At 31.7% G+C, this 25841-nt stretch carries 27 protein-coding genes; 16 read left to right on the top strand and 11 right to left on the bottom strand.

What is annotated here, in order from left to right:
• Positions 1–422: 422 nt before the first annotated feature.
• From LDL57_RS13485 to LDL57_RS13465, 5 genes are all read left to right on the top strand, one after another.
• Positions 423–818: a CesT family type III secretion system chaperone gene (locus LDL57_RS13485; protein WP_180559466.1), complete on the top strand. Its 396-nt coding sequence runs from the start codon at positions 423–425 to the stop codon at positions 816–818.
• Positions 819–848: 30 nt separating this feature from the next.
• Positions 849–3032, top strand: coding sequence for a protein-tyrosine phosphatase family protein (locus LDL57_RS13480; RefSeq protein ID WP_225505954.1), 2184 nt, complete (start codon positions 849–851; stop codon positions 3030–3032).
• 822 nt (positions 3033–3854) lie between these two features.
• Positions 3855–4169 (top strand): quaternary ammonium compound efflux SMR transporter SugE, encoded by a 315-nt coding sequence (sugE, locus tag LDL57_RS13475; RefSeq protein ID WP_180559539.1) that lies wholly within the window; start codon positions 3855–3857, stop codon positions 4167–4169.
• Between the two features lie 481 nt (positions 4170–4650).
• Positions 4651–5163: an Hsp20 family protein gene (locus LDL57_RS13470; protein ID WP_180559468.1), complete on the top strand. Its 513-nt coding sequence runs from the start codon at positions 4651–4653 to the stop codon at positions 5161–5163.
• Positions 5164–5400: 237 nt separating this feature from the next.
• Positions 5401–6000, top strand: coding sequence for an FMN-dependent NADH-azoreductase (locus LDL57_RS13465; protein WP_180559469.1), 600 nt, complete (start codon positions 5401–5403; stop codon positions 5998–6000).
• 49 nt (positions 6001–6049) lie between these two features.
• Here the strand turns inward: LDL57_RS13465 and LDL57_RS13460 are convergent, their stop codons facing one another.
• Positions 6050–6970, bottom strand: coding sequence for a LysR family transcriptional regulator (locus tag LDL57_RS13460; protein WP_180559470.1), 921 nt, complete (start codon positions 6968–6970; stop codon positions 6050–6052).
• Positions 6971–7279: 309 nt separating this feature from the next.
• On the opposite strand from LDL57_RS13460, the gene LDL57_RS13455 reads away from it, so the two are divergent.
• The 3 genes from LDL57_RS13455 to LDL57_RS13445 all read left to right on the top strand — a co-directional run bounded on the left by LDL57_RS13455 (position 7280) and on the right by LDL57_RS13445 (position 9033).
• The gene (locus LDL57_RS13455; protein WP_180559471.1) at positions 7280–8332 is read left to right on the top strand and encodes a YeeE/YedE family protein; all 1053 of its coding nucleotides are present in this window, start codon (positions 7280–7282) and stop codon (positions 8330–8332) included.
• Positions 8333–8335: 3 nt separating this feature from the next.
• Positions 8336–8566: a sulfurtransferase TusA family protein gene (locus tag LDL57_RS13450; protein ID WP_180559472.1), complete on the top strand. Its 231-nt coding sequence runs from the start codon at positions 8336–8338 to the stop codon at positions 8564–8566.
• Between the two features lie 257 nt (positions 8567–8823).
• Positions 8824–9033, top strand: coding sequence for a hypothetical protein (locus LDL57_RS13445; protein WP_180559473.1), 210 nt, complete (start codon positions 8824–8826; stop codon positions 9031–9033).
• 612 nt (positions 9034–9645) lie between these two features.
• On the opposite strand, the gene LDL57_RS13440 is transcribed toward LDL57_RS13445, so the two are convergent.
• Complete coding sequence (locus tag LDL57_RS13440; RefSeq protein WP_180559474.1) at positions 9646–10065, bottom strand: hypothetical protein; 420 nt, start codon at positions 10063–10065, stop codon at positions 9646–9648.
• A gap of 305 nt (positions 10066–10370) precedes the next feature.
• Entirely contained in the window at positions 10371–10604 is a 234-nt protein-coding gene (locus LDL57_RS13435; protein WP_180559475.1) for a putative hemolysin, read from the bottom strand.
• Positions 10605–11084: 480 nt separating this feature from the next.
• Between LDL57_RS13435 and LDL57_RS13430 the strand changes: the two genes are divergently transcribed.
• Positions 11085–11711: a beta/gamma crystallin domain-containing protein gene (locus tag LDL57_RS13430; protein WP_225505952.1), complete on the top strand. Its 627-nt coding sequence runs from the start codon at positions 11085–11087 to the stop codon at positions 11709–11711.
• Between the two features lie 148 nt (positions 11712–11859).
• Here LDL57_RS13430 and LDL57_RS13425 read toward each other — a convergent pair whose 3' ends face one another.
• The 3 genes from LDL57_RS13425 to LDL57_RS13415 all read right to left on the bottom strand — a co-directional run bounded on the left by LDL57_RS13425 (position 11860) and on the right by LDL57_RS13415 (position 14216).
• On the bottom strand, positions 11860–12534 hold the full coding sequence (locus tag LDL57_RS13425) for a PipA/GogA/GtgA family type III secretion system effector (protein ID WP_180559477.1): 675 nt from the start codon (positions 12532–12534) through the stop codon (positions 11860–11862).
• 424 nt (positions 12535–12958) lie between these two features.
• Positions 12959–13315, bottom strand: a complete 357-nt coding sequence (locus LDL57_RS13420; RefSeq protein ID WP_180559478.1) for a hypothetical protein — start codon at positions 13313–13315, stop codon at positions 12959–12961.
• A gap of 664 nt (positions 13316–13979) precedes the next feature.
• Positions 13980–14216, bottom strand: a complete 237-nt coding sequence (locus LDL57_RS13415; protein ID WP_180559479.1) for a hypothetical protein — start codon at positions 14214–14216, stop codon at positions 13980–13982.
• Between the two features lie 298 nt (positions 14217–14514).
• Between LDL57_RS13415 and LDL57_RS13410 the strand changes: the two genes are divergently transcribed.
• On the top strand, positions 14515–15633 hold the full coding sequence (locus tag LDL57_RS13410) for an LLM class flavin-dependent oxidoreductase (protein ID WP_180559480.1): 1119 nt from the start codon (positions 14515–14517) through the stop codon (positions 15631–15633).
• Positions 15634–15963: 330 nt separating this feature from the next.
• Complete coding sequence (locus tag LDL57_RS13405) at positions 15964–17049, top strand: LLM class flavin-dependent oxidoreductase (RefSeq protein ID WP_225505945.1); 1086 nt, start codon at positions 15964–15966, stop codon at positions 17047–17049.
• Here the strand turns inward: LDL57_RS13405 and LDL57_RS13400 are convergent.
• From LDL57_RS13400 to LDL57_RS13390, 3 genes are all read right to left on the bottom strand, one after another.
• Complete coding sequence (locus LDL57_RS13400; protein ID WP_225505944.1) at positions 17016–17252, bottom strand: hypothetical protein; 237 nt, start codon at positions 17250–17252, stop codon at positions 17016–17018. The genes LDL57_RS13405 and LDL57_RS13400 overlap by 34 nt on opposite strands.
• Positions 17253–18202: 950 nt before the next feature.
• Positions 18203–18472: a hypothetical protein gene (locus LDL57_RS13395; RefSeq protein WP_180559483.1), complete on the bottom strand. Its 270-nt coding sequence runs from the start codon at positions 18470–18472 to the stop codon at positions 18203–18205.
• A gap of 257 nt (positions 18473–18729) precedes the next feature.
• Positions 18730–18990, bottom strand: a complete 261-nt coding sequence (locus LDL57_RS13390; protein ID WP_180559484.1) for a hypothetical protein — start codon at positions 18988–18990, stop codon at positions 18730–18732.
• A 406-nt stretch (positions 18991–19396) separates the two neighbouring features.
• Between LDL57_RS13390 and LDL57_RS13385 the strand changes: the two genes are divergently transcribed.
• On the top strand, positions 19397–19606 hold the full coding sequence (locus LDL57_RS13385; protein ID WP_180559485.1) for a hypothetical protein: 210 nt from the start codon (positions 19397–19399) through the stop codon (positions 19604–19606).
• 88 nt (positions 19607–19694) lie between these two features.
• Here LDL57_RS13385 and LDL57_RS13380 read toward each other — a convergent pair whose 3' ends face one another.
• Positions 19695–20417: an alpha/beta fold hydrolase gene (locus LDL57_RS13380; RefSeq protein WP_180559486.1), complete on the bottom strand. Its 723-nt coding sequence runs from the start codon at positions 20415–20417 to the stop codon at positions 19695–19697.
• A 437-nt stretch (positions 20418–20854) separates the two neighbouring features.
• Between LDL57_RS13380 and LDL57_RS13375 the strand changes: the two genes are divergently transcribed.
• The 3 genes from LDL57_RS13375 to LDL57_RS13365 all read left to right on the top strand — a co-directional run bounded on the left by LDL57_RS13375 (position 20855) and on the right by LDL57_RS13365 (position 22944).
• Entirely contained in the window at positions 20855–21037 is a 183-nt protein-coding gene (locus LDL57_RS13375; protein ID WP_180559487.1) for a hypothetical protein, read from the top strand.
• 163 nt (positions 21038–21200) lie between these two features.
• Entirely contained in the window at positions 21201–22439 is a 1239-nt protein-coding gene (locus LDL57_RS13370) for an AAA family ATPase (protein WP_225505942.1), read from the top strand.
• A 7-nt stretch (positions 22440–22446) separates the two neighbouring features.
• Positions 22447–22944, top strand: a complete 498-nt coding sequence (locus LDL57_RS13365; RefSeq protein ID WP_180559489.1) for an RloB domain-containing protein — start codon at positions 22447–22449, stop codon at positions 22942–22944.
• A gap of 1068 nt (positions 22945–24012) precedes the next feature.
• On the opposite strand, the gene LDL57_RS13360 is transcribed toward LDL57_RS13365, so the two are convergent.
• Positions 24013–24150, bottom strand: coding sequence for a pentapeptide repeat-containing protein (locus LDL57_RS13360; RefSeq protein ID WP_225505940.1), 138 nt, complete (start codon positions 24148–24150; stop codon positions 24013–24015).
• 481 nt (positions 24151–24631) lie between these two features.
• Between LDL57_RS13360 and dusA the strand changes: the two genes are divergently transcribed.
• Positions 24632–25666, top strand: coding sequence for a tRNA dihydrouridine(20/20a) synthase DusA (gene dusA, locus LDL57_RS13355; RefSeq protein WP_180559491.1), 1035 nt, complete (start codon positions 24632–24634; stop codon positions 25664–25666).
• Positions 25667–25841 lie beyond the last annotated feature (175 nt).

Genomic DNA, 25841 nt, shown 5'->3' with positions numbered 1-25841 from the left:
CAATAATTAGTTACTATCTATAATTAATACGAAATTAACATTACATAATACCCGGAACAACAAATCGCTATCAATGGGCACGTTATCCGTCCAGTAGATGCCTTTATGCTTTAGTTGCCTAAAACCTTACCTCCTGTATAAATTTAATCATTCTACATTAATGCGATAGAACCCTTTTCTATTAGTGTAAAACTGGCCAGTTGTATCGTTTTTTATTTGTAACTAATAATTATTTTCTGTAAAAGGGGATGATTAATAATAATTAATTTTTAATTGTTTAGATGGACTGTTTATTCTGCTTTATTAATTTAGATTGAGTGGTATTAAATAGCATTTTTTTATTTTATTTAATAAGTACTGAGAAAAACGCTAAATAAAAGCGGTGAGTAAAGAAGTTATTTATCGATAAGAGGTATTGTTTAGTGCATCAACTTGCTATTTTCCACCAAAAAGTATCATCACTTTTTAATCATATTGGCCTTGAGCCAATAGAAAAAACATCCAAAGAGGAAGCTTTTAGTTTAACTATTGATAATAATTTTCGCTTTTATCTAGGATTAATTAATCAGTTTGATTGGTATATTTTTACTGATCTAGGCCATATAAATGAATTAACGCAAAAAAATATTACTCTCTTATCCTTATTGCATTTTAATAATTTGACCCAGCTACGTTGGCAGCCGGTTGCCGCAGTTAATGAAGAACAACATCTTATATTATGGGTGAGATTGCCTTTACATGAGATCAATGAGTATGAAATTGTTGATATTTTTGGATTATTACTTGAAAAATCAGAACAATGTGTAGCTGAAAAATAATAGATTAACTTAAAAGTAAGGGATTTTATAATGCCTAATACTTCACCGATTTATAGTAATATAACACCTAATATCAATTATGCCTCAAATGAGGTAGCGAGCGGTCAAGACGGAACACAAAAAACTTATTATCAAGGGCGTGAAATTGTCAAAGATAGTGATTCGTCGACCGTTTTGTTACGACATAAAACCCATCTTGCTACCGAAACGGAGCAGGACAGTAATAAAACTCGACGTCATGGTGGTTTTAATTTTGACATTGATGGAACGCCACCTGAACTTGCACCAAAATCAACTGCGGTGAAAAATAAGTTAATTGAGCCACCGCAGCTTTCTCGTCTACCAACGTTAGGCAAGAAAGACACTCTGGATATACCAGCAGAAAAATGGGTTGCTAAATTACAACCTGGTGAAGTTAAAACATTGATGTCATCGACGTCGGTAAGCACAATTGGCAATGACGATAGCAATCTCGCTAGCCAAAAAAATGATAAACTTTTGTTGGCTAAAGCAACGCGAGTTGAAGCGCCGGATGGTAGGATATTACCGGCTAATCGTGTGCAGATTGGCGGCAAAAATGTAGCAATGATTAGTGAATATCCTAAAGCGGAGTATTTAGAAAGTTATTTTAAAATGCTAGCTGATAATCAAACGCCAATACTGGTTGTATTGGCACCAAATAAGGACATTGCAGCTAAAGGTCTACCTGAATATTTTAAACAAAATGGCAAGTATGGTAGTGTGTCGGTTCAACTTAATGAACAGTCTAAAGATAGATCGTTGGGTAAATTTTGCTGTGATATGTATGAAATAGAAATTAAGCAAGGTAACCGTTCATATCAACTGCCTATTATTCATATTAATAATGGGCTAGGAAAAAATAGCATCGATAATGAAGGCTTAAAAGTTATTGTTGATTGTATTAATCAAACAAGCCAAGAATATTCAAGCGAGCTTTACCAAAAAAATAGTCAAGCAGTATATGATCCCAATAAAGTATTACCAGTAATACACGCTACTAAAGGATATGAAAGTGACGCTTTTCTGGTTGCCGCAACTGAAGTAGCTAAACCTGGTAATAAATTGAGATCAGAAGAGATTGTTAGTGAAATAAAAAATTCAACTAGCGAAAAAATATTAAATTATGCATCACAGTTGCAATTACTTAAGCAATTTGAAAAAGCAGCGGGCAATTACACTCGGGAGAAAAGATCATCTGCTAGGATGGATGAAGATACAACTAAATTAGAAAATACGATAGATACTAATATGCTACCGGCAAAATTAAAGAGAATGTTAAGTGATCCAAAGGTACCGGTACCCGTAGCGACATTACCACTACGTACATTGCCGGTAGAAGAGCAACAGAAAGCCGCTATATTAGCTAAAGATTTATTTCAACGCTTAATGGATGAATTTAGTGATGCCAAACTAGACAAATCACAATATATTCAGAAGGTTGAGAATCAACGATTTGGCAATATCTGGACCGCAAAAGCAACGGCGGTGACAGCTCCAAATGGTCAGCCGCTAGCCGCTAATCGGGTACAAATTGCGGGTCAAAATGTTGCTATTGCTTGCCAATATCCAAAACCTGCATCACTGCAAGATTATTTTAAGATGTTGGTGGCTAATCGGACACCTGCATTAGTTGTATTAGCATCAGACAAAGATATTAATCCACAATCAGGCGTCGGATTACCCGAATATTTTAGAAAAGACAACCAATATGGTGATGTTGCCGTGACGGTAATTGATAAAGGTGAGGGTAAATTGGCTGACGAATTGGATTATCATGACTATTTATTGCATGTCACCGATGAAGGTCAAAATATTAAAGTCACCATACCTGTTATTCATGTTTCTAATTGGCCGGATCTAACGGCTTCAGGTAATGAAGGATTAAAAGAATTAGCCGAGCATGTTAATACGGTTGTCGATAAAAAAATTAATTTTTATAAGGAAAAAGGAAGCAGCGCGATAAATGATGAAAATAAATTATTACCAGTAATGCATTGTCGAGCTGGCGTTGGGCGTACCGGTCAACTACTTGCCACCATGGAATTATTAAAACCAGAAAGTCAACAAAGTTTAGAGAGTATTGTTAGAGATATGCGCACGACACGTGATCGGAAAATGGTTCAAACACCTGAGCAAATGCAAACACTGGCTGTGTTAGCTGAACAATTAAATAAACCAATCTCAGATTCATAAGTTTGGAGGATGATTTTAGGTTATTAATATAATTTATTAAGTAATAATAGTTGTTATTCTTTTCCTGATAATTGCCTGTACATATGCTGTTGCTGGTTTGTTTTTAGTCTCCTTCAATAGCGGTTAAGTGCAGGCCTATTTTTTGTTGCCAACTGCAGTTTTTGTATAAATTCAATATCGTTAATTATTGATAACGTTACGGTAAATATGTTGGATAAAGCAAATCGTTCTGCCGTAAAAAGATTAATACGTATTTCATCAATGCTTTTTATGCTTTAGGGGTCTAAAATTCATTATCTGAACCAACCTTACCGCTGCCATTTTCAATATGACAAGATTGCGCTAGAAAATAATATATTGCCAGTGGCAAGAGATTGCTAACAGTCTAAAGCGTTTAACGAATAAAATATATACTCTTCAACCCGTATCAATGGCTAGCCAGACGGTTTAATTAACGTGCGTTAAATAGCCAGTCTTAATTCCCTCATGCAGCAGACTTCTACTGAGTGTAACAAAAGTGACAAACTGCCAGGGTGGTGCTGCGATTGCTGTGGTGGATAGATAAGCATAATTTATCATCCAAAATGTGACAAAACTAAGCAAATTGGCTAATATTTATGACACTTTTGCAGAAAATAGTAACAGAAATAGAACATCAAATTTTAACTAAATAAACTAATCTTCAATAGCAATTAAGTAATCATACATAATGTTGAAGTTATAATATTGCCTGGTTATAATTTTTTCAGTTTCATCTGTTGTTCAGGACGGCCTGAGAAATAGCATTTTATTGGGGACGACCCCGAGTGATTAGGAGGAATGATGGCCTGGTTGGTTTTAATAATAGCCGGTTTACTTGAAATTGTTTGGGCAATAGGATTGAAATATACCCAAGGATTTACCCGATTAACCCCCAGTATTATAACTTTAGTTGCCATGTTGTTCAGTATAGGGTTATTAGCTTATGCGATGAAAACCTTACCTGCCGGTACAGCATATGCTATTTGGACAGGTATTGGTGCGCTGGGTACTGCGACCATTGGGATTATTTTTCTTGGTGAATCGGCGAGTTTATTCCGCTTATTAAGCCTGGGGCTAATTTTTGCTGGGATAATTGGCTTAAAACTAGCGAATTAATTTTAAGCTATTTCTTATAGACAAATTTCTATTTTTTATGGCGTATTAATATGGGGCATAAATGTTTATTTATGCCTTATTCTTTAGCGCTAAATTTTGCTAATTGTAATCAATATTTATCTAAAATAAGCTATGAGCTGAATTAGCTCAGGTAAATTTGTTCTATTTTAGAACACTTAAAAGAATGGCAATGAACGCAATGTTTGCTATGGAAATAAAGGAGGTGTTTTTTGTAATTTGTAGCCACCAAATTTTGTTAGCATTAGGATTAATTTGATAATTGAAGCTTTGATTTATGATGATATTAAATTAAAAATCAGTCAATAGAGCCCAATTAAATAAATACTTGTTTATTAGGTTTTTTTATTTGCCTGTGTATTTAAATTGTAATAAATAACTGGAAAAATCTGTAGTAACTCCTATAAGAATAATAGAGAACAACGTTTTCCACGCTTAATTAAGCTACATTAGGAGATTTATTATGATTCGTCCATTAAGTTTATTTTCAGATTTGAGAAATGATTTGTTTTCAGATAGATTTAATAAAATAGATAAGTTATTTAGTCACTTAACGGGTGTTAAACCACTCGCATTACCTAGTGAATCTTACAATTTAAAGAAAATTGATGATAAACATTATGAACTAATAATCAGTGTGCCAGGTTTCACTGAAAATGATTTAGATGTTTCATTTTCTGATGGGCAATTATTTATTGTTGGTGATCATAAAGAAGAAACACCAAAAAAAGGCGAATGGCTTCATCAGGGTATTTCTCACAGATCGTTCTCTGCTCAATATTCGTTAGGTAAAAATGCCAAAATTCAAAGTGCTGAATTATATGATGGTTTACTTAAAATTTTCCTAGAATATGAAATTCCTAAAGATGAGAAGGTAAAAAAAATTGCGATTAAAAAAGGTAAGAAAAATGAGCCTAAAAAATTAAAAGCAACGAAAAAACCTTCAGTGCCTAAAAAAACAAAAACAGCTAAATAATTTGCTGGCAATTAGACATTAGATAATTAACGTAAGCTGGAAAAAATAAAAGCCTCACTAATATTAGCTTGAGGCTTTTATTTTTTTATTGTTGCAATATTTGAATCAATATAAATTCTTTCTTTCAACACTAACAATTTTTTTTAGTAGTAAAATCTAATGCATTGTAAGTAACAAGCTTGTAATAAAAATTTCAGCGCTGAAATAATAAAATAAAAGTTTAGTAGGAAGTGTATTATGAATAAAATTCTTGTTTTAAAATCCAGCATCATGGGAAATAATTCTCAAACAAATTCCTTGATTGATACTTTTCTGACGAAAAGACAATTAAAAGGATTACAAGATGAAGTTACAATACGTGACTTAGCCACGCTTAATCTTCCTGTATTGGATAATGAACTGTTTAATTCGATGCGAGGAGCGACTAATTTCAGTGAAAAAGCCTTTAACGCTGTCGCCCTATCAGATAAATTGATAGCTGAACTAAAACGGAGTGACATGGTTGTTATCGGAGCACCCATGTATAATTTGAATGTGCCAACCCAACTGAAAAATTGGTTTGATCTTGTTACTCGTGCAGGTGTTACATTTAAATATACTGAAACTTATCCGATGGGATTAGTTGAAGGTGTGCGTGCAGTTGTTGTCAGTTCTCGTGGTGGTATCCATTTGGGACAACAGACGGATGCAGTGACGCCTTATTTGAAATCGGTTTTAGGATTAATTGGTATCACTGATGTGGAGTTTATCTATGCCGAAGGAATGGATATGAGACCACATGGAAAAGAACAGGGGATTGCCAATGCTGAGGCAAAAATTGCTAGTCTTATAGCTTAAGCTGGATGATGTACTCACTGGCATAAAATACCAGTGAGTACAAATCTGCTCAGCTTGGCGCGGCAATTTTTTCCATATAAGCGGGTAAATCATTAACTAAAGTATCAACAATAAGACGCACTTTACGCGAAAGGTAAGGTGTTTTTGGCCATACTGCATAAATAGAGAAAGTTATTTGGCTAGCATGAGGCATAATCTCTTTTAGGCGCCCGTTGCTCAGTTCTTCTCTAACTAACCAGTCAGGAAGCCAGGCAATACCTGCATCTGAAATAATCGCATCTTTTATTGCTTGCATGTCATCCATCATTAATCTTGTTTTCGGTCTGAATTCGTATATACCGCCGTTATCATCTTTGAGGCGCCATTTTTGTATTCGATTTGAATGGCTATAAGCAACAGCGAAATGTTTTGCCAATTCTATAATTGTGTGTGGTTCACCCATTTGAACAAGATAAGAGGGAGAAGCGCAAATTGTCATACGGTGTTTGCCAATTTTTCTTGCGACTAGATTAGTGCTATCAGGTAGTGTGCCAATATAGATTGATAAATCAATTCCTTCTTCTATAAGATCAATAATACGATCGTTAAATGACATTTCTAGTTCTAGTTTGGGGTGCTGTTTTATTAAAGAAATGAGTAGCGGAGCTATGCATAAATGGCCAAATAATACCGGCATGGAGAGCCTAAATTTGCCACAAGTTTCAAGCTTACTACTGTCAAGGATGTCTTCTATTTTTTCTATCTCATCGAGGGCACGTCGGCAATATTCATAATATAGCGTTCCTTCCTCAGTTAAACTTTGCGTGCGGGTTGTCCTATGAAACAGGGTAATACCCAGTCTTGCTTCTAATTGAGCAATTTTTTTTGCTACCGATGAGCGTGTGAGATGTAATTTTTCCGCTGTTTGAGAGAAACTGTTAGCTTCAGCAGCAGCAACAAATACCGGGAGACTATTTAGTACACTTTTCATTGGATTATTGCCATTCAGATATAAAATTATCTCTATAAATAATAGACAGAAAGATTAAATGTTAGAAACAATATAAGACTTAGTAAATTTAATGATGCATAAAGCAGGATAGAGTTTTTATTAGTCTCAATATTAATTAAATATGGTGTTAAACATAAATAAAAAAATAATCCTTTGATTTAACAAATTTATTTTAGCTAATAGAAAAGTAATCCCAACAACTAGACTATATTTAAAACTGTGCTTTTTATCAAGAATTCAAAAAATTCGATTTTATAAAATGTTGTTTTAATTTTAGGAATGATATTAATGATAAGTTTATCTCATATATCTGGTTTAGTATTGGGTGGATTACTTGGTTTTATCATGCAACGAGGACGTTTTTGTTTAGCTGGTGGAATAAGAGATTTCTATTTATTCCGTGACGGGCAAATGATAATTGCTATTTTGATCGTTATTTCTATTCAGAGTGTCGGACTATTTGGATTGCAAAGTCTAGAATTAATCATACTCCCTTATACCCAATTTTTATGGTTAGCAACCATTGTTGGTGGCATTCTATTTGGTAGTGGCATGGCATTGGCAGGCTCTTGTTCTACTGGAGCCTATTATCGAACAGCTGAAGGTTTAGTTGGCAGTATTATGGCTGTTATTGGCTTTATCCTCTCCAGTTGGTTAGTTCGCTTGCCGATCAGTAAATCTTTTTTTTCACCAATTACCTCTCAGGTATTAGATAGCGGAACAATTACGCAAACTTTTCATGTATCACCCTGTGTAATCATGCCTATTTTAACATCACTAACAATCTATTTAGCCATTAGGCATATCAGACTGTGGAAACCGATTAATATAGCAAAAATAACAGCAAAAAAGAGAGGAATTGGCCATCTATTATTTGAAGCACGTTGGCATCCATTTATTACGGCAATGTTGGTAGGAATTATTGCGCTACTAGCCTGGCCGGCAAGTTTATCAGCTGGTCGAATTGGCGGGCTTGGTATTAGCGGACCCAGCGCGCAATTCTTTACATTATTGATTGACGGCAATTTTAAATTTTTTAACTGGGCTGGCTATTTATTAATCGGGCTTTTGTTGGGTTCATTTATTGCAGCAAAGGGAAGTCAAGAATTCAGATTTAGGAACCCAGGTTGGATCACATTGGTAAAAAGTTTTGTTGGTGGCTTATTAATGGGGATTGGTAGTGGTTTGGCGGGTGGCTGCATGCTAGGTAATACATTGGTTAATACCGCTTGGTTTTCATGGCAAGGTTGGGTATTTATTCCTTGTATTATATTTGGTAGTTGGCTCATTAGTTATTTTACTGTCATTCGTCCATGGCAAATAAAACCAAAGAGGTTATAGAATATGAGTGAAATTCAACTAGATACTAGGGGAAAGTTATGCCCATATCCATTGATTCAAGTGCAAAAAGCGAAAGATTTAATGATAAACGGTGATATTTTAATTATTAAATATGATTGTGCTCAAGCGACAGAAAATATCCCGAAGTGGGCGGCTAAATCAGGTCATGAAGTGATTAATTTTCAACAAACTGGCAACGCCCAGTGGCAAATTACTATTAAAAAAGGTAAATAAGATAATTAGATGGAATAAATAGGGTTTTTTAATAAAGAGTTCAAGTTGGTAAGATAGAGCTTAGTAAGTTAAATCATGCTATTTAATTAACAATCCGGCTAGGAATGAACGAACACCGTCCCTGGCATGGATTTCCATACACTCAATTTTTGGGATTTCGGTTTATAATAACCCGATTAATTGTCCCGCTTATTGATACAGAGTCTGGCGCATTTGATTTGGGATAACATTTTTTATTATGGGGCAGGCTGCAATCAATGTCAGCAGTTGTCGATGATATTGGGTTTGAACTTTCAGTCGCGTTACTCTGCTCTTGTGTTCGCTCAATATCGGTAATTTGGCTGGATATTGACACTGTGCTCATTGAAATAGCACTGGTGCCAAGCAAAATTATAAAAATAAATGGTTTAGATAATAGTTTCATTATGTCTTTCCCCTCATTTAATAATAATGATAATTATTATTAAATAATAGGTTAATATTTGACCATTGCAATAAGTTATTGAAGTGATATTTTTAGTTTAAAAATATTTTATAGATTGATTGCTATTCTATCGGCTTATTTTGCTGTACCGACAATAAAAATGTAAAATTGCTCACTGTAAAAATTATTTTCTAATAATCTGGTGTTGAATTAACAGTATCTGCATTGCTTGGTTGAGTTATATTTTCATCTAATTTAATCATGATATTATTTGTTATTTTCATTTGAAAATTAGACAATTAAACATAAGTATTTGTATATTAATTATAACCATATAAAGTTAAGCAGCATTTTCTAATTAATCTATAATGAGATTTATTTTACTAGTAGATTGTTATTTTAAGATACTTATATTATTTATGAGCAGTAGGTTAAGTATGATAACAGCCTAAATAATTTATAATTTTAATCAAAGAACTATTAATAGCAAAAGAGTAATTATAATTTAACAAGGATCTGTTGCATCAATTTGAGATCATTAATATTTATTTTTTAGTTTCCACTAAATATTATAATACAAATACCTCTTCTTTATTAATTTTAATGAAGAGGTATTTATTAATTAAACGCTTTATTTGTATTGCTTGATTATGCCTTACAATAAGCCTTTTACAACATTCGTTTTTTCTAACTCTTCTGTTATTTCTGCGTTATCAGTTACTGTTGAAGCAGTACTTGCAACCTCTCCAACAGCGGTCTTAGCAGTCTCTGTACCCGTCTTAATAGCATCAGCACCAGTATCAGTGGCTTTATTAACAAAATCAGCACCAGTAACAGCAGCTTTATTCACAGCATCAGCACCAGTATCAGTGGCTTTATTAACAAAATCAGCACCAGTATTAGTAGCTGTATTTACAGCATCAGCACCAGTATTAGCCACATTTTCTGATATTTCTAAAACTTTATCTAAGCCAGTGATAGGGAGGCCTAAACCGCCTATTGGGCTAGCCATAGCTGACATATAACCAAATGTTAAAACAGAAGCGATAGCAACGCGTTTTGTAAATAATTTCATTAGTCACCTCAATTAATAGTTATTTAACGATATTAATAGTTATGTAACGATATTAATAATAGATGCTTATTTTAACCTTTCAATAACATTTTATTAACTTCGGCCATATGTGGCAGTATCATTAATAATGCAACTGCAACTATTCTAAAGAAAGTGTCCCTTATCGCTACATTTTGGATGACGGTATTATTTTTTCTAAAAGATATAATCATATTTGTAATAATCGGATTTTTAACTTTATTGGTAGCAATTTGCATATGAAAAGTTTAGTTAGTAGCAATTGCTATATTAGGAACAATAAATTATTAATGATTTTGATGATATAGTGTCCACTCTTCAATACTCACACCGTTAGCTAGGCGGCAATAACCGACTTCGCCTTTAGCTGTCTTGACAATGTTAATTTTGCCACCTTTTTTAATACAATAAACTGAGGCAGGATTTGCCACGCCGATGGCTTTAGTGGGTGACGATGATTCTGTTGCATTAGTACATCCGACAACATAAATATATGTTAGTAGTAATAGTATTTTTTTCATAGATTTTTTACTCAACCAAGTAGTGAACAAATAGACTAATTATAGTATGTAAATTATTATGTTTTAAATATAAAAAGATATTGCTATATTAGTTATGGTAAAAAGCATTTTTTTATAAGGGTTAGCAAACTCTCGATTATTACAAATAGTAAGATGATTATATCCATATCTAAATTACTTTCATCATTAATAATTTAATTTTAAAATATCCATTTGTGAAAATAAGTTAAATCACTAGACTAAATAATTATTTTTATATTTATCCTTTTATTGTTTTTTGCAAGTTACTCCCATTTTTACTTAATTGAAAAATAGATTCATTTTAGATAAAAGTGTGTTTTTTATTAAAAGTAACTTGTGCCAGGCTAAACAAAATATAATATAAAATTTGCATCAAATTTTTATATTGAAAAATATGAATTTGAAATTTTATATATTATTAAATCAATTTAATCAAAAGTTATAAAAAAAAGGATACTTATGAATAATAATGAATTATTTTCAACGGGTGTTATTTTTTATAAAGGAAAAAATTATACTGGTGATGGATTTTTATATGTTGAATCTAATGAAGAATATCGCCTACCGACTGAATTGAATGATAAATTTAATTCTGTCAGAGTGGGCAGACTTTCACAAGTTCAAGAATGGAAAGATTATGCGGCTAATAACGCTCCAGGTAATATAACAAAAATTTGGCAATATGATACACCTGATCTATCAGAGATAAAAGGCTTATCGAGATTTACCGTATTTCCTAAGCATACCGATATATTAGCGATACAACTTAACAATAACACAGGCAATAATAATATATTTTATCAAGTTGTGTTTAATATTTCTTTTTTATGTAACCCGATATATATTAAAGCAAATACAGACTATCAATGTATTGGTTCTTTTCCACAAGATGGGAATTTATATAATGCTAATATTGCTATTATTAGCAATCAAAATAGACCAGCCATTCATGGCCAAGTAAGTTTTGTATATAATATGTCGAATAACGAAATTGAGATAATGACATGTAATCAAAATTTTCCATCAATGCTATCATTTCAAAAATCTGAAAGAAATAGATTTCAACTAAATATTAATAATAATTAGAGTGAATTTTTTCTAACACCAAATGAAATTATTTTAATCTGACAGAAATATTGATTTCTTATGTGATATCTGTCAGATTGAATCTATTTAAACAAAAAAGCTAGCATAGCGATATTCTAAAAATTTCTTAATATTAATCTGCATTATATTAATATTTAAATCTGGCCGGTTCTTTATTACCCATTTCTTTAAGGACAATATTGGTATATTCTACCACCGCACCTCTGGCATGATTATTATCCTCGTCAGGAAGCATTGTTAATGCATGCACGATTTCATGCATAAAGGCGCGGGTTATACTAAACAGAGCATAATTACCATTTTCTAGTTGATAGTCCTCGTTAAAGCGCGAACAATTGGCAGGATCGGTCGTAAGGGATATAATTTTTTTACCATTTTCAGCTTTTATCTCTTCTATAGTTACGGTGGTGCTAAAGGCATCTTGAGTTGATAAATACCATTTATCACCATCGCAAAGATTGCTCTCATACGCATAATTAAATAATCGCCTAAAAGTTGGACTTTTGTCATAGGCCGTGGTCATGATAGTGGATAGTTCTTTGTGACATAACTGGTATTGGTTTTCATCTGATTCTGATTCAATTTTTTTATTTGATAGAAATAGGGATGTAACATGTTCCGATGAATGTAGTTTATCGCTATTGGTTGCAATTTTGTCATGTGACTTTCTTGTTGGGGATGGATCCGTTGATTGAATTTTTAAATCAGGATATTTATCAGCTAAATCTTCATCGTTATTATTAGAAGGTTGAGTATACAGTGGAGAATTGGATATTTTATTATTAAAATCAATTGGCGGCATATTTAAAATTAACTCTCTAACTTCATGTATGATTATTTTTCTTTATCCTAATCCTACCAAGATTTTTTTTTTATGCTAATAAATTTCAATTTTTATTATAATTTTATAGTAAATCATAAATAAGTAGAGAGCTTATTTCTAACGCTCTCTGTTTATTTCATCAACTATAAATTGATCGCAGATTTAATGAATATTGTTTATTGAAATGATTTTTTGTCTATTAATTAAATATAGCAAGAGTGTGCTGCTTTTATCGGCAATAATTTCTTTTAAGCCATTAAAATCTTTTTTGCTAAATTTATTCTTTTTGTCCTGTACAAGAAGAGTTTAAGCGGCAAAAATAACCTTACCAATGTGAAATTGCAGCTCTTTGCCAATTTTATCCGCGATAGTTAATTAAAATATAATTTTCCTATCGTTTTGGCTACCACTTAGCATAATGAAGAATTGTGCAACATTTCTGTTTGTAAAAAAACAAATGCATAATTTTGTAGTTAACCGGTATCTTGTATTTTTTGCAATCCGGCGCTGGGTATTGATAACCCCCTATATAATACAGACGCTGTTTTTGGGAAAATTTGTCCATTTTTGTGGCGACAATATGAATTTCATTTTTAGCAATCGCCTCTTGTCTTTGCCCACCATTGTCTTTTGTCTGTTTAGGATAGAGTGGTGAATAGCGTAATGTTTCACTAAGGCAGTCTAATAATAGAAATAATAGTCTAATATTTTCTTGGTCGTAATAACCGATTGAAATATCTTTTTTTACTTGTCTATCCATTCGGCTATCAGTCGAACTTTCAATAATAGGTTTTTCTTCTGATACAACGTACCCAGCTAGGATCTAGGCTTGCTCATCGGGATCTTTCCATGTAGCTGGGTTATTTTTAACTATGTTAAATGAATTTAGTCTGTCCAATTATTTCTCTTGTATTAGTATGTTATTTATGGTTGGCTCCGTAAAGTTGACAGTGCAATGCTGTAGTAACAGATCTCTTGGCAAAAGTAGGATTAGTTTTGTCGTTTATGCTATTGGTATAATTTATTACTAGCGGTAAAATAAATTATGCAATCGGCAATTTTCTCGTCTGCATACTAGCTAGTATTAAATTTTGTCGTCTGATTTATCTATTTTTCCATTTTAGCATCAAAAAGCGATATTTGATAATTAGGTAGGAAAAGATGAAATAGATTTTATTTTCTGTGATTAACAAAATAATTCAATAACACTTAATTGGGAAAATTTATAAATAAAAACAGTATGTGATTAAGCCATGGATATTAATAGTATTACTACTTCAATTAAACTATAGCTATTTTTATTTGCTAATGTTTTTATCATCAAAAGTGATAAAGTTAAATTACATACATTTTCCTGATAATTAGGATATAAAGAAATAAATTTCTTTATATCCTTCAAACGAGTAATATTAGAGAAAATAGTTTTATTGTATAGTTTCCTCCCAGTCCTGTTCAATACTATTTTCATCAGAATTAGAGCTTTTGACCAGAATTGTCTGATTATTTTCTAATTGGTAGCATTTGGTATAATCGATATCAACCGAACAGGGTAGACCATTTTCTTTATTTTCCCAATGTTTAATTTCAACTTGAGCTTTAATTGTGTTCGGACTAAATATAATAAAAGAAAAAATAGTAAATTTTATAAGTAACTGTGTCATAATTTATCCTTATCATTGTTATAGAAAATGATATTTAATAGTAGATCATTTTTAACTAAAGTAATAATATGATTTTCTTGTGAATAAAATAATAATTTTTCACTTTATCGTTGTAATAAAATAAAGAAAAATAAGTGATAATTAATTTTGAAATAACAAATTCATTATAATATTAAAATTATTAAGTAGATTATATAATTTTTAGCATAAAAAAATTAAATAGATTATCTAATTTTTGCGTATCTTGCATCATAAATACTCACTGTTAATATATCCTTCTTATTAAAAGGTATTTTTTATGCAGAATAACTCTAATCCTATGTTTAATAATAATAAATTTAAATTGGGTATTTTTTCTATTAATTGCTCTGGTGGCTTAGCCATGACAACAGTAAAAGGAAGTTGGCTAAATTCCTGGGAAAATAATCTTAAAATAGCCCAACTTGCTGATAAAGCAGGTATAGAGTTTATATTACCCGCTGCTCGATGGTTAGGTTATGAAAAAGGATCATCTTTTCATGCTAATGTATTAGAGCCCACAATATTGGCGTCAGCCTTATTGGCTTTGACAAACAATATTGCCATTTTTACTACAGTACATACTTCTTTTCATCATCCTGTGGTTGTTGCAAAGCAGCTAACAACCATAGATCATATTGGTCATGGTAGGGCAGGTTTAAATGTGGTATGCGGTTGGAATACCATCGAGTATGAAGGGCTGGGAATAAAATTCTGGCGACAGCATGAAGAGCGTTATCGCTATAGTCGCGAATGGTTTGATATAATTAAAAATTTGTGGTGGCGAAAAGAACCATTTGACTGGAATGGTCAATTTTTTAAATTAAAAGACGTTTATAGTTTTCCATTACCATTACAAAAAAAAATACCAATATTAAATGCAGCAGGTTCTAATGAAGGCAAGCAGTTTGCTATTTGTAATGCAGATTATTTATTTACTTCGATGATGGATATAGCGCATTTACAAAAAAATATTAAGGAATTAAAAGAACAAGAAAAGTTACAAAATAGAAAGACTCCTCTTGGTTTATTGACATTCTGTTATGTGGTTTGCCGTCAAACGCGTAAAGAAGCCGAAGAGTATCTGCGCTATTACTCACAAGAAAAGGCTGATTGGCAAGCTGTTGATAAAATTATTAATTTAGCATTTAATAATACGCACTCATTTCCAAAAGAGCAACTGCATTCAGCACGAAATCGATTTTCTGCCGGCTTTGGTGGTTATCCGTTAATAGGTTCACCTGACGATATTAGCAAACAAATCGTAGCGCTTTATAATGCTGGATTGTCTGGTGCAGCATTATCTTTTGTTAATTATCTGGACGAGTTTCCCTATTTTAGAGACGAAGTTTTACCTCGTTTAGAAAAACAAGGATTAAGAGAAAGTTATAAATATTAATATAATAGAGTAATCACGGATTTTAGTTCTTTGCTCTTATATTGACCAGATATTTGTAATCATTAGGTTCATTAATGCTCTATGAAATTTTATTAAATTTGTTTTGATACTTATTAAGTTGTTTAAATAAAATAATTATTAATATCAAAATATAATAAAAATATTAAAATTAATTTATCTAACTTTAAAATATAAATAATAATAAATAAAAGATATAGGCATTAATTTAAAATGTAAGAATTAATAGATAATGTTTTATTATTCTCATTTGATGATAGTTTTATATTTTTTATTTTATTAATATGTTATGACAATAGGGAAATAAAATATATGGCAGAATTTTCTAATCCATTAGATAACAAAAATAAATTTAAATTGGGTCTTTTTGCAATAAATTGTGCTAGTGGTTTGGCGGTGACCAAAGTCAGCGAACGTTGGCTTAATTCATGGGAAAACAACCTTAAAATAGCAAAACTTGCTGATGAGGCTGGGCTGGAATATTTATTACCATTAGGTCGTTGGAAGGGCTATGACGGGGAAACACATTTTCATAGTAATGTTTTAGAATCGATAAGCTGGGCTTCCGCATTATTAGCTACTACGCGGCAGATCGGAGTAATTTCTACTATCCATACATCTTTGCATAATCCTGTTATTCTAGCAAAGCAATTAGCGACGATGGATCATATAGGCGGTGGGCGAGCTGGGTTAAATATGGTATGTGGCTGGAATAGGCAGGAATATGAAGCATTAGGTGGAGAGTTATTGTATAGTCATCAAGAACGTTATCAACATGCTCAAGAATGGATTGATATAATAAAAAAATTATGGCAAACCGAAACCCCTTTTGATTGGAATAGTCAATTTTTTAAATTTAAAAAGGTATATAGCTTTCCATTGCCATTACAAAAGAATATTCCTATTTTTAATGGCGCAGGTTCTAACATTGGTAAAGATTTTGCTGTTCGAAATGTAGATTATTTATTTATGTTAGCATTAGATTTAAATCAATTGCGACAAGATATTATATCAATAAAAAAACAAGCAAAATTGCAAAAGAGAAAAAAGCCGCTTAATTTTGTATTTTATTCTTATGTTGTCTGTCGTCCAACGTATAAAGAAGCAGAAGAATATCTTCACTATTATTCCCAGGAGAATGCAGATTGGGAGGCGGTAGATCATATTGTTAAATTATTGGCAAACAATTCGAAAGTTATTTCAATAGAAGAACTTAAGTTGTATCGTTTTAAATTTCCAGCTGGGCATGGGGGTTATCCTTTGGTCGGAACCCCGGATGATATTGCCAATGGAATAGAACAACTCTACAATGCAGGCTTAGCGGGCACAGCATTAACATTCGTTAACTATCTCGATGAGTTTCCTTATTTTAGAGATGAAGTGCTGCCGCGTTTATAAAAACGTGGGTTAGGATGTGGAGTATATTCTTGGGCTGGCAACCAGGCATTAAACTTATTATCTATTACTGGCTTAAAGATATATCCGTAAATAAAACCATCTTGGTCAGTAGCCAAATAATTAATATCTGCATTAACAACTAATTCGATATCAAAGTAATTAACCTGCTTTGTCTCTTGTTCACATATTTCAATTAGCTTCATTGTAATTCTTCTTAGATATATCATGCATAGTGTTTTATAAATTTTTTATTTTGGCTAAATAGGTTGTTTTATATCTACTTTTATTGAACAGTAATTCATTTTTATTATCAATATCACATTTATATATTATTTTTCCTGTTAATTTTTTTGTTTAGTTTGATTTTTTAACATAAAAATAATCCATTTACTCAGTTTAGTTTGTGTAATGTTATTACATATCTATAAAATGATATAGACTCTTCAATATTTAATTACATAAATCTCCAATTATTATTATATTCTATATTTATTAAAAATTATTTTATAACTTAATTTTTAAAAAAATTATTATAAATATAATTTAATTTTTTAATAAATAATAGAAATCATCATAATTAAACAATAAAATTGCTATGATATTTGTGCTTGTATGTTTACTTTTATTTTATGTAAATATAACATTATTATTAATAATAATTAACCAATTCTATATCTTATTAAAGAAGGATGCTAGCGGGTTTTTCTTAATTACTATTTTATTATTGATTTAAACTAACTTTTTTCTACTGCTATCAGTCTTGGACGATTTTACATTTTAATTGTCATAGTTTGTCAGAGATATTAATGTTTTTACACTTTATATCCTGGTTAATTTAACAATATTTCCCTTCGTGATTAGTGTAGCTAAACGTACAATTAGCACTCTTTAAATTACAATCTAGTAACAAACACGTTTTTTTACTCTCAACCACCTTATCACCATTTAGGAATAAATTTCTTTAGCTGGCTATAAAAATGTTTTTACCGTTAAAGTTTATCTTAAACCCCCATCCCTTCGTCACTCATTATTAACACAGTTGTCAGTATTGATCGCAGATGCTTTGCTAAAACAATCGAAATATTAGTAGATCACAGCGTTCAGGAATGAGTTTATCTAGCTTTTTAAAGACTAAAAACAGATATATCTACAATTAGTCAGATATTTTTGATTTTTCAGGATTGGGATATACTTCTTTTGTATCGCCATTGAAACATCTAGGGCCTTTGGTAGGATCTTCCCAGCAAATATCAACTGCATTTTTTTCGTTTGGCCTATTAATAAAGGAGGATGACACTCTGGCATATTCTCCGTTACCCTTTGGAATAAGAATAGTGTTTTTAAGTGAGGAATCTTTTGCTATAGCAATAATACTAAACTCTAAAAAAGCAGTAGTAGAATGGATCTTGCATAATGGTTTCATAATTTATCCTCCAACAATAAATGAACATCATGATTAAAAACATACAATAAATTAACATTATATAAACATATTTATTAACAAATGGCTTAAAATTAAATCGATAACATCCCTATTAAGCCTATAATGGTTGAGTTATAATCCATAAAATTAATGGCTTGCTACGAGCGCAATTATCTTTGGTTCAGAGGTCAGCTTAACACCGCACAAATATGGTATTTGCGGCTATAGAACAGTCAAAAGGATTTAACAATTGAAAATTAATTTGCTTGGCTGTTGGTTTTATTCTTTGCGCCATTTATCATTCCATTTAAAATTTTTAAACGATTATTTACTGCTTCACTTCTTTTTAGTTCGCAATTCTCTATTAACCATTCGATCTTGGTTTTTTCTTCTATCGGCGATAAATTATCTACCTTGGTGTCGTAGCACTCTACGGGTTTATTACCGGCATTAGCCTCTGAAATTAAGTTGAACGCTAAAATCAAAATGTTAGCAAATAAATAGCATAATAATTTCATGAATTATTCTCCAACGTTAAATACAAATCGAAATAAATATTAGCTTATAATTTTAACATTTAAATAACATTAGCAAGAAAAAAATTTCATGTTAATTATTGATATTTGTATCGTGGGGATGAAAGTAATATGTCAAAGAATGGTTTCTGCATATTTGCTTAGCCGAGTAGTTATTTAATCATAACTCATTATTTTTAAAAATTATTTTCAATATGATTGTAAAAAAACTAGGCTATCTTGTTATAGCAACATTCTAAATAGATAATAAGTCCAATAAATTTTAGTGATTTTTTACCAACATCGGAAAAATCTCACATAATGTAAATTTATTGTTAAACTTACTATTTGCCTTTTATAATAAATCTTTCCTGTCATTACAATCGCAGTTCTAATTTAAGGGGCAAAAATGTTAAAAATTAAATTATTTATTTTATTTTCGTTTGTTTTTATCAATATGCCAGTTTTTGCTGATCCTCCTCAAGACAAACTACCTACTGGTAGAGACTGTGCTGCGCTTCTTTTGCCTGAAACAAGATCACAAGCTAATCCTCATGTAGATTTGAGCTTATGTGATCCACTCAATGCACGTAAATCGAACTTACCTCATAAAGTTTAATTTAACTTACTTTATTACAATCATTGTAAATAATACATATTTTATTGTATGTATTATTTTCAGTTTTATTTTCAATAAATAAAAAAATTTAAGGTCTACTGGCGTGAATAATGCATTTAGCAAGTTTTTGTGGATTAGTAAATAATACCTCATGGCTTCCTGGTAATGTAGTAAAACGATAGAACTTAAGACGGTTACTAAATTTAGGATGCCAACCATATTCACCCACCGGCAGAGCATTATCTGTTGAGGCGTATATGATGCTACGAGGAATAGTTAAAGATTCGAATGTTTTCAATGGAACTTTATCGTATTGGCTGGCAGCGCAACATGGTGTTAAAAAATTATCATAAACATGTTTTGCTTTTTCTAATTTTGCATCACCAATAAATAATTCTCTAAAAATATCAAAAGGTAGCATTATTTTTTTATCAATTGTGATTTTTGGCCAAATTTTATGATAGCTAGTAGGAAGCGTATTGAAAAGCGATTCTCCATCGCGTAAAACAAATGCATTATGAAAAACCAAACGCTTTATACGGGGTGATTCTAATTCTGCTAAGCGTTGTACAATCGTGCCACCAAAACTATAGCCTAACACAACCAGATCTTTTAAATCCTGTTGCCTAATATATTCAACGATAGAATCAACACAATCAGCATGACTGGTAGTAAAATCTGCCTGTAAACCATGGCCTGCGATGGTTGGGGTATGAACATTTAAACCTTGATTACGTAATATTTTGGCAACATCACCCCATGCACGTCCATCATGCCAAGAGCCATGTATAAAAAGGTAAGTATATTGCATAATTTATTGATCTTATAGTTAGAATTGAATGTAATTAATAATTTTTTGATTTAAAAATTATATTTGTTTTTCCACATAGAGATAAGCAATACAGCATTAGCATGATGCTATAGCAGAATACCCTGCTTAAAAAGCAACAATTTGTTAAGGTTAAGTTTTATTTTATCTTTTATTGTCATGACTTTGCTTGAGTACAGCATTTTTCCTTTAACCTGTTGTTATTCTCATTGTTGGTTTTTGGACGGATGGCAAATAACTTTTCTGAACAAATAGCCTAGGTACTAAGTTAACTTTTTGTTTATTCTGCGTTACCCACTAAATTTTTATTTCCTATCTGTTTGAAATTATTGCCAGTGCTTAACGGTATGAGATAGAACCATCTAGAGTTTGACGTTACGCTAAGTATAAGAGAGTCATTTGATAGCAATCTTCATTAAATGGTTGTTACTAGCCAGGAATATTATTTAGAAGCAATAAAAAACCATATTAAAACAGCGAAAATGTACGACCACACAACTAACCTAAAATTAACGCCAGACAATGAATTAACCGCAACTACAGGTAATCAGAATCACCGCCGTTTTAGCATGGCACTGATGCTTGATAGGATCAGCGGCTAATAAAAATCAAGTAGTTACAAATTTGTGGTGTGCTATTGGGGTGCTGATGTTTTTTAATTTTAATAATTTTTCATCTATCTGAGACTTTTTTATATAGACATCGCTTGTTTTTTGTATAAACTCAACTGAAATAGACAAAAATTTGTTTAAATGAGGTAAGTTTATGCTGCTATGGTATAGATTTAAAAATTTCTTCTCTTTTCAAGAGGAAACCAAGGTCTCCTTTACTCTTAAAAAGAATTCACCAGAAACATACTATGATGTGGAATTTGAAAAGGAAAGAGTGACTAAGGTATTGGTAGTTATGGGTGCTAATAGTGCTGGTAAGTCTAATTTACTTAAGCCTTTAGCTTTTATACATTGGATTTGCACTTCTGCTTTCAAAGACTTAAGTAAAAATGAAAGATTACCTTTTTTTTCGTATATGATGAAAGAAGATAAAGTTTCTGAAATAGAAGTGTCTTTTATGAACAGAGACCCCAATAATATTAACTTTTATTTTAAATATTTTATTCAATTTAATCAGAATAAAATTTTACATGAAGAATTGAAAGTGAAGAGGGCTGATAATAGACAATATTTGTCTTGTTTCTACAGAAAGCTCAAAGGTGATAAACAAGAAATAAAAATCAATGAGGACGCAATTGAGAAAATAGTTAATGAGAGAAGTTTATTAGAAAAGAGTGAAATGGAGACGATACCTGCCAATGCGACGGTTTTGTCTTATTACTATAGAAAGAGCAACAAACTAGCCTCTTATATTGTTGAATCGATGAGTTTTCATTCTAATTTAAATATTTATGGTAAAAATTATTTTAATACTGGTAGTATCATAGAGACAGCGAAGAGATATAGTGAGAATGCGGAAATATTTTCACAAGCTATAAATTACATAAAAAAAATGGATTTTGGCTTAGATGGAGTTAAGTTAAGAATTGGAGAAAGGATTAATGAGGAAAATGGTGAAAAAGATAAAATTATTATACCGTTTGGTACACATACCAATAACGAGGACAATTTTGAATTACCATTTATGTTGGAGTCAGCAGGCACGCAGAAATTTTTTACACTTATTTATTATTTACTAGTGTCATTAAATAAAGGTGGTGTAGCTGTTATCGATGAATTAGACGGAGATTTACATCCAATTATGGTATCTGAAATATTAAATATGTTCAAAGATGACGAGATAAATAAAAATCATGCCCAATTAATTTTTAGTTGCCATACGCCTGAAGTACTAAATAATTTGAAGAAACATAACGTATATTTAGTAGAGAAGAGTGATTGTGAGAGTACAGCTTGGAGAATGGATGATATCCAGGGTTTAAGAAGTCAAGATAATTTATATAACAAATATATAACAGGAGCCTTGGGCGGAATTCCAGATATTTGCATATAAGGGATAGATGATGGCTTCTAGAAATAACAAGCGCAGAGTAAGAAAAACACTTTTAATAGTAGGTGAGGGATCCTCTGAGAAAGCATTTTTAGGACATTTAAAATCATTATATTCTACGGCTGCTGGACCCAGTATTAGTCTGATTTCAGCAGGTGGAAAAGCTCCAGATGGTCCTATCGACGAAGCGATATCATATAAGAAACAACGTGAATACGATGAAATTGTTGTTTTGCTCGATACAGATATAGCGTGGAAAAAAGAAAAAATAAACGAAGCAGAATATAATAATATAAAATTAGTAGGTTCAGAGCCATGTCTTGAAGGTTTGTTATTAAAGATTCTTGACAAATCTGTATCTGATGAAAGTAAAAAATGTAGAACACAATTGCAGAATATGTTACCTGGTAAATCGACAGAAAGTAGAAGTTATGTCCCTTTATTTAAGAAAGAATTATTAGATAAAGCCAGAAATAAAGTTGAACATTTGAATATTTTAATACGTTAAATAAGCGGTGAAAAATAAAAATTTACTCTTAATAAAATCAAATTTATCTTATTTTTGTCTTTGTTAATCATTTTACTAATAATTACTATGCACCATTTTTGGTGCTTTTTAATCATTCATGGTATTGAAAAAATTTTAAACGCTAATAATTAGTAACTAAAGTAATATTTAAAAATATAGAAGATTTTATTTAATAATGTTAAATAAGTAGATTGCTTTTGAGTATCTCGCCTACTCTTATTTATTTTGTTATATCTTAAACTATTATCTCCTATATATTTTTAACTATAATTGATATAAGTTTTGTTCGGATGATTTTAATAAATTTTGAATTCAATAAGTTAAACATAATAAAAATCAACATATCGATAATAAAATAGAAGTAAATTTATTATTTAACTCTTTCACCATTGGTAAAAGAGATATGTTTATTTTCATTGATTATAAATTTAACGGGATATAGTTTATTTATCTAGAGATGGCAAATTAATTTTTACTTCTGAGCAGGGAATAATACGATTTTTATCACTTAATACCATACCACGCTCAGAAAGCGTTAATGGAAGGTCATTGAGATCTGGAGCAATTAAAATCAATTGGATTTGCAAATGAAAAGTCGCTGGCCGCGATAAAAAATAGAGTCATTAATACCTTACCTAATTTGTTCATCTTTTTTCCGTATAAATAAAAATTTTCATTAACATTAGTTTAGCTAACATTAAAGTCAATTAAATTTTACTTATAACTAATTTAATTGATATTTTTATTAAACATTAACAATATGAGTTTATTTAGATAAGCACTTAGCACGAAGCGAATTTAATTTTGTCTTAGACATCAATCTAAAACTTTAGCAGCACAATATTGGCAAGAGAAACGGTTAAGATAGGTTTATAAAAAAAAGATTAATTAGTATCTTTGTAGTTATCATTATCTCTATAGCAGTTATTATCTTAATTTACATGCAATAAAAACAGTCAATTATCTAATTAACCTCTTCTTAAACTGAAGAGGTAGATTTAGTTTAGCTAAATGGAGCGCAAGAAGCAGGAGGGAAAACTTGTTTGGTCATTTCAATTGCTTGATACAAAAGGGGGGAGAACTATATTCAGCGGACTTACATAACTGCTTTTTTACATCATCCAAATTTGCTTGAGCTAGATTTGCCTCAGTTAAATTTGCTCCTTGTAAAACTGAATTACTCATATCACTATTCTTAGCTAAAGAAAGAAAGCTAAGTCCGAAGAGTGAGATAATAGTCAATGTCTTAAATAACGATTTCATAATTTATTCTCTAATGATTCTATAAAAAAACATTTTCAGCCTTAATTAACTACAATTCAATAACATTTATGTAAATACAATATAATGTCACCAATAAAATTTTTTTAATTTTTTATATAAGTTTTATACCAGATGATGTTTAAAAACTCCCTGCTTTGGAGGGAACTAATTTTCTATGATTTCATCATGAATGCATTAATAGATAACCTAACCTCAGTCGTTAAGGACTTTCTACTAGGTTGCAAGTCTGAAATGGCAGTGCGTATATAGAGCCATTCCACATATAGATGTTTCTCTATGGTATAATCAGCAAGTAAACAAATAAACCCTCTCTATAATGGTTGCTAAAAACCAGTGATGCCATTTAGAGGCGATAAAAAACAACATAGCAAAACAGCAAAAAATGCACGATAATACAACTAACCCAAAATTAACGCCAGGCAACGAATTAACCGCATCTACAGGTTACCATGACCACCACCGTTTTAGCGTGGCACCGATGCTTGACTGGACAGATCGCCATTGCCGCTATTTTCACCGTTTATTGACTAAGGAAGCGTTACTTTATACCGAAATGGTGACAACTGGCGCGCTTATTTATGGTAAAGGTGATTATCTGGCTTATAGTGAGGAAGAACATCCAGTTGCTTTGCAGTTGGGTGGTAACGAGCCTACGGCCTTGGCCAAATGTGCAAAAATGGCTCAGCAAAATGGTTATGATGAGGTCAATTTGAATATAGGTTGTCCTTCGGATCGTGTTCAAAATGGCCGTTTTGGTGCTTGTTTGATGCGTGAAGGCGGGTTAGTAGCGGATTGTATAAAAGCAATGCAGGATGCTGCGACGATCCCGATAACAGTTAAAACCCGCATTGGCGTTGATGATGATGATAGTTATGCTTTTTTAACCGATTTTATTGATAAAATTGTGACAGATAGTCGATGTCGTTTATTTATCATTCACGCGCGTAAAGCTTGGTTATCAGGTCTAAGTCCGAAACAAAATCGGGAAATACCGCCGTTAGACTATTTACGTGTCTATCAATTGAAAAAAGATTTTCCTCAGTTAACCATTGAGGTTAATGGTGGTATTAAAAACATTGATGAGGCTAAACAACATTTACACCACCTTGATGGTGTTATGATAGGACGAGAAGCTTATCAAAATCCGGCATTATTAACTCAGGTTGATGTTGAATTTTTTGACCAAAGTAGCCTAGTTATTGATCCGATTGTTGCAGTACAAGCAATGTATCCTTATATTGAACGCGAGTTGAAACAGGGAACTTATTTAGGTCATATTACTCGTCATATGTTGGGCATATTTCAAGCTATTCCTGGTGCCCGTCAGTGGCGCCGTCACTTGAGTGAAAATGCCCATAAAAAGGGCGCTGATGTGACTGTGGTTAAGCAGGCACTTGAGTTTATTACTGGTAAATAATTGACTAACCCAGGTTATTTTACCTATGCCAGACCTGGGGGCGGTTTAATTAAAGGGAACTAAAAGCGCGATCAAAATTAGCGAACATATAGAGTATCTAACTAATGAAAGCGGCCTTAATTTTATTTTTATTCGCATTTTATTTGCCGGTTTTGGCCCATTTTTGGCAAACTAT

The sequence above is a fragment of the Arsenophonus apicola genome, from assembly GCF_020268605.1.
In the GTDB taxonomy this organism is placed as follows: Bacteria; Pseudomonadota; Gammaproteobacteria; order Enterobacterales; family Enterobacteriaceae; genus Arsenophonus; species Arsenophonus apicola.
The sequence above is the reverse complement of the archived record's forward strand: the minus strand, read 5'-3'. Positions and strand labels throughout refer to the sequence as shown.